We start from the raw sequence: 12,887 nt of genomic DNA on the forward strand, positions 1-12,887 counted from the left end.
ATTCTCAGGAAAAGCATAGTGCTGACGTAGTGGCATTCGTCATCTTGCTCTGACCCGCTGCGCTCCATGCACATCCACAAGACCCAGTTTCGGCCGCTCAGGGGTGCTCATACGCTTCCTGAAAGCGGCCGTTGGTTCACGCGGTAACCGATGACCGAAACTGGGCCGGTAGCGGTCTGACCGGTTTTGGGCAGCCGCCTAGGATTAGCCGCCGTTTGAAGGACTGATCGCTCCGACCACTGTCGACCAATCGAAATCGTTTGAAGGGGGGCCAAAGACGCTGCCGTCCATTCACTTGGCTGCCGGCCTCCCCAAAGGCGTATACTCGACAAAGTAAGCGGTTGAGCGGCGGCCAGCACTAAGGTCGGCTGGACCGACGAGCGGAATGTCTTGGATTTCCTTGCACGTGCCTAGCGGCTAAGGCGTCGCCAGCCGCAACGAACTTTTTTCTCGGCTCTGTTTCCGCTTTCCACACCGCTTACAGATCAGTGAGCCGATGATGACCGAGCCGAACTCCAAGAGCGCCATCGTGCCGCTCACGCGTATTGATCGCAAGACGGGCGCTCCGTACGTCCGCCCGAAGGCGGTGACCGAGGAGATCGAGGCGACTCTCGAGCTTCCTCTCCACGACGCCTTCGCACTTGCGAGCTTGGGCCGGCTGCGCCCGCAGACGCTCGTATATCTGATGCGCAACTTCCGGCCGAACAGGAGCAACCCAGCCTATGACGGGCTGGTCGTCGCATTCTACTCCCGTCTGGAGCGCTCCGGCGACCGGCTTATGTCGTGGATGACCGAGACGCAGCGGGAGATTGTGCAGGCGGAGGTTGCCACCAAGGTCGCCGAATGGTTCCACGATGATCGCATGGACATCTTTGAGTTCGGCTTCAGGATAGGTGCGGAACGCCTGTTCCTCACGGCGATAAGCAAGGTCCGCCGGCAGACCGGATTTGAGGTCGCGCAGGAATCCCTCGTAGGTTCGGAGAGCGACATGACGGGCGAGGAGGCCGCCGATTTCCTCGGGAGGCATCACGCCGGATCGGAGCGACCGCTGGCAGAGGTCCGGGCGGAACTCCTGGAGATTCAGGAAATGTTGAACCACAACGAGAAGCTCGCGGTCGTCTACGTCGAACAGATGGGCATGACAGAAAAGGAGGCGGCACACCTGATCGGCTGCTCCTCCCGCAACGTCCGCTACTTGATGGAAAGCGTGCGGGCGAAGGCTCGCGGAGAATTAAAGCGCGCGCGAAGCAGCGCGCGGGAGAGCGTGAAATGATGAGCAACAATCCTCCCACCACTTTCGACCTAGATGAAATCCTGGCCGGCGTTCACGATGAGCTCGAAGGCGGAGCCAGTGGTGCTCGCGTGCGCGAGATCGCCGACGCGCATCCCGACGCGCGCGATGACATTCTCGCGTTCGCCGCCGAGTGGTTCGCATCCGACGGGAGCGATTTGTCGGACGATAACCTCGAGGTCACCCGTACGGCGAGAGAGCATCACCTGGTGCTGGAACGCTTCTGGGCTGCTGCGGCATCGACAGACGCGAAGCCGTTCGAAGGTCTTTCCGCAGACCTACTGGGGGAGGTCTCCACCAAGTGCAGGATCGACATCGACATCCTGCGGCAGATCGTCCGAGGCAAGGTCGATGAAATGTCGATTCCGGCGAAGCTCATCGGATGGTTCGGTGCGGAGCTGGAGGTCCCGCAGCAGGCGATCTGGTCGTCGCTCACGACGATCGACAGGGCTGCTTATGCCGATTTCTTCGCGCCTGGTGGACGGCGGGTCGTCGGCAAGATGCGCTTCGTCGACGTCGTGCGGGATTCCGAACTGAGCGATGACGACAAGAGGTTCTGGCTCAACTCGCTGGAGCCCTAGATGGACCAGTTTGCCATCATCCGATCGCAGGCGCGCGAACTCCGCGAGGCGGCCGGCGTAGCCGATACCGTGACCGGCACGTACGCTGCGCAGATGGTGGCCACGTTCCGAAGCCTGAAGGTGACGCGGAGGAATCCGGATCATCCGGATCTCGAGGGAGGCCACGGCCAACTCGATCGCGAATTCAAGACCATCGTCATTCGGAACGACCTCTCGGATGAGAACTTCGCCGAGGTCCTCGCCCACGAGATCGGCCACTACGAGATCCATGATGGCCCCTCCCCGGGGTACCATCCCCGCGCGGAAAGGAACGGCGGGGATCCGACGCAGCGGATCGAGACCTACGGGATTAAGGAGAGGCGAGAGACCCAGGCGAACGCCTTCGCACGGGAACTTCTCCTTCCGAGGCCACTCGCGAGAAGAATGTTCGTTGACGGCGGCACGGCCTCAGACATCTCGCGCAGTCTGCGACTCCGCTACGAGATTGTCCTCCAGCAGCTAGCGGACGGCCTTCTGTTGCCGGATCTTCCCGTCGGAGCAACCGACAACGTGGGCCCAGGCCCCGGGTGCAACGAGTCACAGTCCAGGGCGGTCAACCACCGAGGCGAACCGTTCCTCCTGCGAGCGGGGCCAGGGACGGGCAAGACCAAGACCCTCACGGCCAGGATCGTCTCGCTGCTCGACGAGAACGTGCCGGCGAGCGGTATCCTCGCGCTGACCTTCTCGAACAGGGCGGCGCTGGAGCTTGCCGAACGGGTGCAGAAGGCGGCCGGCCCCAAGGCCGTCAACGTGTGGACCGGGACGTTCCACGCCTTCGGACTCGACACGATCCGACGGCACCACGCCTTGTTCGGGGTATCCGAGGACCCGCCCGTCGTGGGGCCCAGCGAGGGCGTCGCGATGCTGGAGGAGGCTCTGCCGGCGCTGGACGTGGCGCATTACCTGAACCTGATGGAGCCAGCACTGGCGCTTCGCGACATCCTGCGTGCAATCGCCAGGGCGAAGGACGAGCTCTGCACCTGGCAGGAATACGGCCGTCTCGCGGAGGCGATGCGCGTCGCGGCGAAAACCGACGACGACCTTCTCGCCGCGGAGAAGGCGAGAGAGGTGGCGCTCGTCTACAGGCATTACCAGGAGACTCTGACTACCGACGGGGCCGTCGACTACGGCGATCTTATCATGCGGCCCACGCTGCTCATGCGTGAGGACCATGACTTCCGCGACGCGATGAGGGCGAGGTTCACGCACGTCCACATCGATGAATACCAAGACGTTAACCGGGCTAGCGCCATGCTCGTGCGGGAGATTGTGGGGGATGGTCGGAACCTCTGGGTCGTCGGCGACGCCCGCCAGTCCATCTATCGATTCCGCGGCGCCTCGGCGGCCAACATCGCGCGCTTCGAGACCGACTACCCGTCTGGATTGCGGGACGGTCTTGAAGAGAACTACCGCTCGAGCGATGAGATCGTCCGGCTCTACACCAGCTTCGGCGGCACGATGAAGGTCAGCGCCTTTGCCGGTGGCTCCGCGCTCAGCGCGACCCGGGGGCCGAACGGCCGTCCGCCCGCGATCTTCGTAGCGCCGGACGGCGACAGCGAGATGGACAAGCTGGCGGGGTCCATCCGAGAACTGGAGAGTTCCGGCGTCCCCTTGGCGTATCAGACCGTGCTCGCGCGGAGCAATGGGGCCCTGGCTAAGATCGCCGACGAACTCGATGCCCGCGGCATCCCCGTCCTTTATCTCGGCCCACTCTTCGAGCGTTCCGAGATCAAGGATCTGCTGTGCGTCCTCTCCATCGTCGCGGAGGACGTCGGGCCGGGGTTGGTCCGTGCGGCGGGTCTGCCCGAATACGGCGTGCCACTCGAAGATGCTCTCGCGGTCATCCAGACCGCCAAGGCGACCGAGCAGCGGGTTTCCGACCTGCTGCAGAAGCTCGAGGGAACGAACGGTCTCTCGCCGAAAGGTCGTGAAGGTCTCCGCCTGCTCGGCGACCACATCCAGGGCATGACGCGCGGGACGACGCCCTGGCTGGCTCTCGGACGCTACCTGTTCGACAAAAGCGACTACTTTCGTACCGTGCTCTCCGGCCAGTCGCCTTCGGATGACATGCGGCGGGTGGCAGTACGCCAGCTGCTCGATGCGCTCCGCCAGATGCCGTACTCCGGCAAGGGCGGCCCGATCCGCCGAGCGCTGGATCGGGTGCGTCACATGATCCTACTGGCCGACGAACGCGATCTCCGCCAGCTTCCCGCTGAGCTCGAGGGTCTCGACGGGGTAAGGCTGATGACGGTGCACGCCTCCAAGGGGCTCGAGTTCGAGGCCGTGCACATGCCGGGGCTCTACGCTGGCGCCATTCCCGCTGCGAATCGTCCGCCGGCCTGCCCGCCGCCGGTCGGACTCATCGACGGCGAGGAGCAGGACGCACACGAGGCCGAGGAGGAGTGCATCCTCTTCGTCGGGATGTCGCGCGCCAAGTCGCATCTCCGGCTGTACAGACCAGCGACCAGAAACGGCAGGAACTCCAGCCCGTCAAAATTCCTCGACCGCGTCCCCGTCGCAGTCGCGAACTGCCTCTCCGGCGTGCCGCGCGTCAAGCCGGTGGCGACCTATTCGCCCATCGCGTCACCATGCGCGCCCAGCGGGCTGAGCGCCGCCGACATCGAAAGCTACGCGCGCTGTCCGAGACGCTTCTTCTACTCCCGAGTGCTCGGCCTGACGAGCCGAAGCCGGGTCGGAGCCTATCTTGATGCACATGGCTGCCTGCAGAAGGTGCTCGCCTACATCCGAGAGCTTCCCGAAGGCGAAACCTACGACGAGGTCCGAGCCCAAGCGATCTTCGATGATGCCTGGTCCGTCAGCGGACTCGACGAGCACCCATTCGGGGGAGCCTACCGCAGGCTGACCGTCGGCATGCTGGACAGGCTCCACCGGTCCGCGAGGGGGGACCGCCTCAAAGGAGGAGACATGTCCACGCGCGTGGGCGGGGAGGCCATCGTCATCCGCGTCGACCGCATCGAGACCGATGGCGCTACGACCGTCCTCAAGACGATCCGATCGGGCCGCTTGTCCAAGTCGGATCCGGATCGCCTGTCGGCCACACTGATGCTAAAGGCGGTCCGCGAGACGTTCGGTGCGGGCGCCCGGGTCGAGAACCACTACCTTCAGGACGGGAGCGTCGCGCTCATCGATCAGACCGCCGCGAAATTCGGAAAGCGCATCGGTGACTGCGACGAGGCGGTCGCCGACATCCGGGCCGGCATGTTCGAGCCAATCAGAAGCGACTTTGGATGTCCGCGCTGTCCGTATCTCTTCGTGTGCGCGGTGCCGGGCGAGCCGGCCAACTGAATAGGCGGGGAAGCCGCCTGCGAAAATTCTTGTGAGGCCTGTTTCCGCTTTCGGCCTTCGCGACCGATCCGGTTCCCAGAGGATGGCGATGTGCCGTCCAAACACAAGGAACCGTCCCATATGTCCACCATCATCTTCGTCGCCATCGAGACCGAACCGCTCGCGCGCTTCGACTTCGGCGAAGCCGCCATCGTCGCCGATCTACTCAAGGACCTCGAGCGCCGGGGCATCGATGTCGCCGAGCTCCTGATCTTCAACGAGGATCACGATGAGCCGATGGAGCATCATCACCTGCTCCATGGGCACGACCGGCCGGTCTTTCATGCCCACCGGGCACGCGAGATCGAGGTCAAGGTCCACTATAAGGCCGACACCTTCCACCATCGCTTCCCGCCTTCCGCCACCATCGCGAAGGTGACGCGCTGGGCTGTTGAGAAGGCGGGCCTCGGCAAGGAGGAGGCCGAGGAGCACGTGCTCCAGATCAGCGGCACCCGTGAGAAGCCCGCCCTCGACAAGCACCTGGGCTCGCTGGCCCACGGAGCTCGCGAGGTGAGCTTCGACCTCGTCCGTAAGCAGCTGGTCCAGGGCTGATGGACGCGCCGGTCACCGCGGCCGAGAGGGCGTTCCGCGAACACGCGGAACGCCCCGATTTCCAGCTGGCGGTCCTCGGGGGGCGGTGGCGCATCCTTCGCATCCAGTGGCCGATCGCCGACATCGCGGTGACGGCGCGGGACGGGACGGACTGGGCCTTCCGCTTCCAGCTAGACGGATATCCGGCTCAGCTGCCGAACGCCCGGCCATGCGATGCTGCCACCGGCCAGCCGCTCTCGCCCGCAGGGTGGCCCAAAGGCGTGGGGCGCGTCGCGGCGGTGTTCAACCCGGGCTGGAACCCGAATGCGCTCTACCTGCCTTGCGACCGATTGGCGCTGCCGGGGCACGACTACTGGAACAACTCCCATCCCGAGCTTCTGTGGAGGCCGGCCGTGGGGATCATTCATTATCTGGAGATCATCCATGAGCTTCTCTCCTCTAGCTCTCATCACCCGACTCTTCGGTCGGCGGCCTGATCTCGCGATCCCATCCGGCCTCTGGCGCGAGCTGCTGGTCGGGCTCCAGGATCGCGGTCGCTACGAGCGCGAAAGCGGCGCCTTCCTCCTCGGGCCCGGGGATGGACCGAGGCGGGTCACTTCGATCGTGTTCTACGACGAGATCGATCCGGCCGCCTTCGACACCGGCATCATCGTCATTGATGGCGGCTGCATGGCGGATCTGTGGGCCGTGTGCCGCGAACGGGGCGAGATCGTCGTCGCAGACGTCCACACCCACGGCGGTGAAGCGGGTCAAAGCGACTCCGATCGCAAGCACCCGATCATCGCGGAACCCGGCCATATCGCGATGATCCTGCCGAATTTCGCGGCGACGCCGCTTCGGCTCCGCGAGGTGGGACTCTATCGATACCTTGGGCGGTTCAACTGGAACCGCCTCCGACCTTCACTTCTGCGGCCGACGCTGAGCATCACGGGAGGGTGACATGGACGATCTGATCGAAGGACTGAACCGCTCAGCCAAGCTGTTCGTGGACAGCGGCGTCGCGGCGACGGTCGAAGAGGCGATGGATCGGCTCCGGGCTTTCCGGCTGCACATCGTCATCGGCGAGCGCGCATCCCGAAGCCCGACGCATCAGGCCGCGCTGCTCACCGCGCTCAACTGCGGACGAAGGACTTTCCTGGGCGGCGTCACGGTCTCGGGCGCCCTGCAGGAGCCGCTGGCCGTGCGCATCGCGCCTGCGGAAACGCTCGCTGACGCTGTCCGCCATCTCAACGGCCAGATCGTGCAGGAGGCGCCAGAGGGCGCACCCGTCATCGCCATCGGAACGGCCCTCGACCCGGCAGACGGCTTTGCTGTCCGGACGACCTTCAGCGGTTGGCGCGGCGGCATCGTGCCGGCGTCGGCCACGCCACTCGACGAAGCTACGGAGTTCGCTCTCTCGGGAGCGCTAGCAGGCGCTCTCGGTGTGGCAGAGGCCTTCGCCCACATGGACGGCGACATCATGGCCGGGAACCGCGCCGTCGGACTGTCCCTCTGGGATCCCGCCGCCGATTGGCGCTCGGCGATGTCCGATGGTTCCGTGCCTGACGTCCTACCCGCCGACTTCTGGTTGATCGGCCTTGGCCACCTGGGACAGGCATTCCTGTGGGCGATCGGCCTCCTGCCATACCCGAATCCCGAAGAAATTCGACTGTTTCTCCAGGACGTCGATTTTGCCGGCGCCTCGACCGAGAGCACCTCGGTGCTGACCACTGCTGCCGACGAGGGCGAGATGAAGACCCGCGTCTGCGCTGACTGGGCAAGAGCCCGCGGCTTCAGGAGCATGCTGATCGAGAGGCGTTTCGGGCAGGACCTCAGGGTTGCCCACGACGAGCCGGCGCTGGGGCTGTGCGGAGTGGACAATCCACAGGCGCGCGCAATCCTTGAGGGAGCGGGTTTCGCGACCGTTTTCGAGGCGGGGCTGGGCGACGGTTCGGCCGATTTCCGGTTGATCCGCACCCACAGCTTCCCCGCGCCGGTCAGCGCGGCGGAGGTATGGGCCGATCGGGGGGAAGCGGCTGTGAACACGGACCTCGACAGTCTGCCCTCTGCCTATCGCGACCTCAGCGATCGGGGGACGCTCGACCAGTGCGGGTTGACCAAGCTGGCGCAGGTCGCCGTCGGCGCTCCATTCGTGGGTATGGTGGCGGCCGCAATGGTGATTGCGCAGATCGTCAGGATGACCGTCGATGGCATGCGGCCAACGGTGTGCAATCTCGATCTGACCTGCTTGCAGCATCGCAGCGTGGTCATGCGGGAAGGATCCGAGGCAGTGATTTTCAAAACAACGAAAGCATAGCTGACCCCACCGTTCGCGGCGGCGGAGGCATCCATCGTTGGTCGATGCCGAAAAGGTAGCTGTATGCGATAGCCAGCACTTTGCGCGTGCGGCCTTGCGACGATCGAGGAGATACAGCTCATACGCGCTTTGCCTGCTCCGCGAGTTCGGGGGTGACAGCTTTTAACGTCTACGCGCCCTGTTGTGCCGGTATCAGGAATAGAGAAACTAATGGGCAAAGGGCAGAACGATGAACTCCGGTACATCGTCGACGTGTACGGGCAGCTGATCGGCTTTCCGGTGGCGCGGGCATTCTTCGCGACGCGTTCCACGTGCGAGACGCGGGTTCTGATGATCCGTTGGGTGGCCTGACGGGCGGCTCGGAAGCAGAGTTGACGAGGCGTCATCCAGGCGGCGTTCACGGTTTAGGAGAAGGAAATGCAGTTAGCAGTCTACGCGGCAGTCGGCCTGGCGCTAATCGTCGTGATAATTTGCCTCTTCATCCTCAAGAAGGTCAGCCGCCCGGCGTCGATACCCGAGGAGTTCGTCACGCGCATCGCGGTGCTCGAGCAGATCGCCAGTGCGCTGCCTGCGGCCTTTCGCGAGGAAGCACGGACTGGCCGCGAAGAGCTGCGGGCCGCCTTCGGCTCGCAGACCGAGGCGCTGGACGGCCGCTTCGTGGCGATGGACGTCCGACTAGGCGAGGCCCGCAAGGCGCAGACCGATCAGCTGACGGCGATGCGCACCGAAGCCACGGAGGGCCGTACCGAGCTACGCACGGCCTTCGGGTCGCAGACCGAGGCGCTGGAGAAGCGGTTCGCCGCCGTCGAGACGAGGTTCGGCGAGTTCGGCAAGGGCCAGACCGACCAGCTCGTACAGATGCGCAGAGAGGCGGCGGACGGCCGGACGAAGCTCGAGGATGCGGTGCGGAAGAATGCCGAGGGCTTCGCCGCGTCGCAGGCCGAGCGTCTCAAGGAGACGAGCGACGGTGTCCGGAGCCTGTCCGACCGGCTCATCGCCTCGCAGCGCGAAGGCCGCGACGAGCAGCGTGCCGCGCTGGAGGCGGTTCAGACCAGGATCGTCGCGCTGACGGAAAGCAACGACAAGCGTCAGGAGGCGCTGCGCGAGACCGTGGCGGGCAGCCTCGACACGCTGCGCACCGACAATGCCGACAAGCTTGAGAAGATGCGCGAGACCGTCGAAGAAAAGCTGCAGGGCACACTCGAGAAGCGGCTCGGCGAATCCTTCCAGCTGGTGAGCGAGCGGCTTGAGCAGGTCCACAAGGGTTTGGGCGAGATGCAGAATCTCGCGACCGGTGTGGGCGATCTGAAGCGTGTGCTCAGCAACGTAAAGTCGCGCGGCGGCTGGGGCGAGGTCCAGCTCGGTATGCTTCTGGAGGACATGCTGACGAAGGACCAGTTCGCGACCAACGTCCGCGTTCGACCGGACTCGGGCGAGATCGTCGAATACGCGGTGCGCTTACCAGGGCGCGCCGGCGAGGATGAGCCGCTGTGGCTACCGATCGACGCCAAGTTTCCGCACGAAGACTACGACCGGCTCCTGGTCGCGCAGGACGCCGGGATGGCCGAAGACGTCGAGAAGGCGGCGTCGGCGCTCGAGCGGGCCATCCGGCTTCAGGCGAAGACGATCTGCGAGAAGTATGTCCATCCGCCGCACTCGACGGATTTCGCGATCATGTATCTGCCAACCGAGGGTCTGTTCGCCGAGGTTATCCGCCGCCCGGGCCTCGCCAGCGAGATGCAGACCAAGCATCGCGTCATGATTCAGGGTCCGACGACGCTTGCCGCTCTGCTGAGCAGCCTTCAAATGGGCTTCCGAACACTCGCGATCGAGAAGCGCTCGAGCGAGGTCTGGCAGGTGCTGGGCGCGGCGAAGGCCGAGTTCGCCAAGTATGGCCAGGTTTGGGAGAAGCTCGGCAAGCAGCTCGATACGGCGCGCAAGACGGTCGACGAGGCCGGCAAACGCACGCGAGCGGTGAGCCGAAAGCTCCGTGACGTAGAGATGCTGGAGGGCCCGGAGACCCCTGCGCTCATCGATCTCGTGCTCGGCGAGGACGACGAGCCCGAAGCCGCCCAGTCGGAGGAATGAACGGCCGCTTTCGGGAGCGAAGCAAAGGCGGCTAAACGACCGAAATGAGGCGCGAAGCGGCCGCCGCTTGCTCAGTGAACGAACGTCCACTGCGCGGGACCGGCGCCAAAAAGCGGCCATTCCCCTTTCCACCGGAACCAGACATTCCTACACAGCCCCCTTCCTGATAAGTGGCGCAGATGCTCAAGACACGTATGAAGAGGATCGCTGATAGCGATGCCCGCACTTTATTGCGCCTCGCACGAATTGAGGCATCCATAGCAGCCTTGAACAACGACGATCTGCTCGACTTTGCCGATATCTTCGAAGGCGGCCCCGCTACGCCGCTCAAGGAGATTGCCGGAGCCGAAATGACAAAGCGCGGCATTAGCCTCTGACACATCGGGCGTGATCGATGTTCGGCAGGCAAGCCGGATCTAAGCCGCTCCGGCCCTCTAGTTCATCGGGCTGACCAACTATCTACATGCGCTTTTTGAGCGCTGGCTGGTGGGCTGCTGCCCCTCTAGTGGGCGGTGAAAATAGGGCTGGGAATGCACCCAGGGTACGTCACTCCACTGGTCGGCTTCACCCTCCGGCAGCTCACGCTCTACCGCACTATCGTTCGGCGCTCGAAAGCCAGGGCCCGTGGATCGGTGCCAGCCGTTCCGCTTGTAATTCAATCGCCTTGGTTCTTGTTCATCATGAGCGGGAGGAGTGCTGGCGTCTCTCCCTTATTCCCATGCTAACCGTGTGGGAGGGTCGCGCCAGACGGCCGCGGCAATTCCCAACTGGTTTGGATGTCGTCCAAGCCGCCCTCTCCGCTCCACGATCTCGCGCTGGAACTTGCGCGTTTGCTGGCGCGTGACCTGGCACGGCAGCAGCGAGCACTGCAAGATGGGGTCGCGACCGAGAAGGGGGCGCAACCATGATAACGACCTTCACCTCAGATGCAGAACGCACAAATGGAGGAAAAGTAATGCGCTGCGTGATCTATGCGCGTTTCTCGACAGACAAGCAGGACGTGCAGTCGATCGAGACGCAACTGATGATGTGCCGCCAGGAAATCGCACGCCAGAGCTGGCACGAAGTGGCGTGCTTTACCGACGTGGCGGAGTCGGCGGCGACGCTGCACCGCCCCGGCATGAAGGCGTTGCTGGCCGCGGTGGCGGCGGGCGGTATCGACATCGTCTATGCGGACGCGATGGACCGGCTGTCGCGCAGCCAGGCAGATATCGCGATGCTGTACGAGCGGCTCAGGTTCCGCGGTATCACGCTGGCCACGCGCAAGGAAGGCGAAGTGACTCCGCTCCACATCGGCATGATGGGTACCATCAACGCCGAACAGTTGAGCGCCACCAGCGAAAAAACGCGCGATGCGCTGGTCCGCCGCCACGCGCTCGGCAAAAATCCGGGAGGCTCTGCTTACGGCTATGAAAAGCGTGTCGAGCATGACGGCAATGGTGAACGTATTCGCGGCTTGCAGCAGATCGTCCCAGCCGAGGCGGCGATAGTGGTGCGCATCTTCGAGGACTATGCCGCGGGCCTGTCGCCCATCGCCATTACGCGGCGGCTGAACGCCGAAGGCACACCATCGCCACGCAGCGGCAAGGTCAGCGGGCAGTCGCTTGCCAAACCGGCAGCCTGGACGCCGAATACGCTGACCGGCAATGCCGCGAGAGGCACCGGCATCCTCAACAACCCGCTCTACGTCGGCTTGCGTCCCTACGGGAAGCAGACCTATCGTAAGAACCCTGACACCGGCAAACGCCATGCCTTCGTCAACCCAGAGGACAAGAGAGCCGGCATCGTCGAGGCGCCTGAACTCCGCATTGTGTCGGCAGAGCTATGGGAGCGGACGAAGGCGCGACAGGCAACGCTGGCTCGGCCGTCGAAGTTGCGGGCGGGACCCACCCTGCCCTTCTTCGCGCAACAGCGTCCCAAATATCTCCTGACCGGCAAGATGACCTGCGGCAGCTGCGGCGCCAGCTACGCCAAATCAGGAAAAAGCCGGTTCGGCTGCCAGGGGTCCGCTAAGAAGGGGCCTACTTGGTGCGACAACCGGCTGACAATTCGACAGGATGAACTGGACACGCGCGTGCTTGCCGGTCTCACGACGGAAATGCTCCGTGATGATGTCGTCGCCGCATTCCTGACGGAGTATGAGACCGAGACCCAGCGCTTGGCGGCCGACAAGAGCAGCTCCCGTCCGGAGCGTGAGGTCGAGCTGGCGAACCTCGACCGGCAGATCGGCCTTGCTAAGGCGGCTATCCTGAAGGGCGTCGACGCCGTCATGTTCGTCGACGACATGAAGATATGGACGGAGCGGCGCAGGATCCTACTTGCTGAGCAGGAGACAGCGCAGCCGGCGTCCACCGAGTTTGATCTGCTTCGCCCCGACCTCAGCCGTGTGTATCGTGACAAGATCGGACAGCTCACCGCCGCATTCGAGGACGAAACGTTGAAGGCGCAAGCCTTCGAGCGCCTTCGCGCTGTCATCGAGGCGGTGGTGCTGACACCAGAGGATGGAAAGCTTGCGATCGATCTGCGTGGCGAACTGGCGTCGATGCTGTCGCTATGCGCGTGCGACGAACGCAAAAAGGCCCCGGAGCCGATGGCTGCCGAGGCGTTACAAATCAAGATGGTTGCGGGGACAGGATTTGAACCTGTGACCTTCAGGTTATGAGCCTGACGAGCTACCGGGCTGCTCCACCCCGCG

The 12,887-nt window shown here is 64.2% G+C and carries 10 protein-coding genes and 1 tRNA gene; 10 read left to right on the plus strand and 1 reads right to left on the minus strand.

Going from position 1 to position 12,887, the window contains the following annotated elements:
* Positions 1 to 499 precede the first annotated feature (499 nt).
* The 10 genes from AC07M8_RS19455 to AC07M8_RS19500 all read left to right on the plus strand — a co-directional run bounded on the left by AC07M8_RS19455 (position 500) and on the right by AC07M8_RS19500 (position 12,854).
* The gene (locus AC07M8_RS19455; protein ID WP_495175879.1) at positions 500 to 1,273 is read left to right on the plus strand and encodes a hypothetical protein; all 774 of its coding nucleotides are present in this window, start codon (positions 500 to 502) and stop codon (positions 1,271 to 1,273) included.
* Complete coding sequence (locus tag AC07M8_RS19460; RefSeq protein ID WP_495175880.1) at positions 1,270 to 1,872, plus strand: hypothetical protein; 603 nt, start codon at positions 1,270 to 1,272, stop codon at positions 1,870 to 1,872. The genes AC07M8_RS19455 and AC07M8_RS19460 overlap by 4 nt, the downstream gene beginning before the upstream one ends.
* Positions 1,873 to 5,217, plus strand: coding sequence for a UvrD-helicase domain-containing protein (locus AC07M8_RS19465; RefSeq protein ID WP_495175881.1), 3,345 nt, complete (start codon positions 1,873 to 1,875; stop codon positions 5,215 to 5,217).
* Positions 5,218 to 5,337: 120 nt separating this feature from the next.
* The gene (locus AC07M8_RS19470) at positions 5,338 to 5,808 is read left to right on the plus strand and encodes a hypothetical protein (protein ID WP_495175882.1); all 471 of its coding nucleotides are present in this window, start codon (positions 5,338 to 5,340) and stop codon (positions 5,806 to 5,808) included.
* Positions 5,808 to 6,284, plus strand: coding sequence for a DUF7665 family protein (locus tag AC07M8_RS19475; RefSeq protein WP_495175883.1), 477 nt, complete (start codon positions 5,808 to 5,810; stop codon positions 6,282 to 6,284). The genes AC07M8_RS19470 and AC07M8_RS19475 overlap by 1 nt, the downstream gene beginning before the upstream one ends.
* Positions 6,232 to 6,747 (plus strand): hypothetical protein, encoded by a 516-nt coding sequence (locus AC07M8_RS19480; RefSeq protein WP_495175884.1) that lies wholly within the window; start codon positions 6,232 to 6,234, stop codon positions 6,745 to 6,747. The genes AC07M8_RS19475 and AC07M8_RS19480 overlap by 53 nt, the downstream gene beginning before the upstream one ends.
* 1 nt (position 6,748) lies before the next feature.
* Positions 6,749 to 8,104, plus strand: coding sequence for a hypothetical protein (locus AC07M8_RS19485; RefSeq protein WP_495175885.1), 1,356 nt, complete (start codon positions 6,749 to 6,751; stop codon positions 8,102 to 8,104).
* Between the two features lie 540 nt (positions 8,105 to 8,644).
* Positions 8,645 to 10,192, plus strand: coding sequence for a DNA recombination protein RmuC (locus tag AC07M8_RS19490; protein WP_495175886.1), 1,548 nt, complete (start codon positions 8,645 to 8,647; stop codon positions 10,190 to 10,192).
* Between the two features lie 179 nt (positions 10,193 to 10,371).
* Positions 10,372 to 10,569 carry a hypothetical protein gene (locus AC07M8_RS19495; RefSeq protein WP_495175887.1) on the plus strand — a complete coding sequence of 66 codons (198 nt, stop codon included), beginning with the start codon at positions 10,372 to 10,374 and terminating at the stop codon, positions 10,567 to 10,569.
* Between the two features lie 647 nt (positions 10,570 to 11,216).
* Positions 11,217 to 12,854 (plus strand): recombinase family protein, encoded by a 1,638-nt coding sequence (locus AC07M8_RS19500; protein ID WP_495175888.1) that lies wholly within the window; start codon positions 11,217 to 11,219, stop codon positions 12,852 to 12,854.
* On the opposite strand, the gene AC07M8_RS19505 is transcribed toward AC07M8_RS19500, so the two are convergent.
* Positions 12,811 to 12,887 (minus strand) — tRNA-Met (locus AC07M8_RS19505). The two genes, AC07M8_RS19500 and AC07M8_RS19505, sit on opposite strands and share 44 nt — an antisense overlap.

The organism is Sphingomonas sp. GW821-FHT09E03, assembly GCF_059416225.1.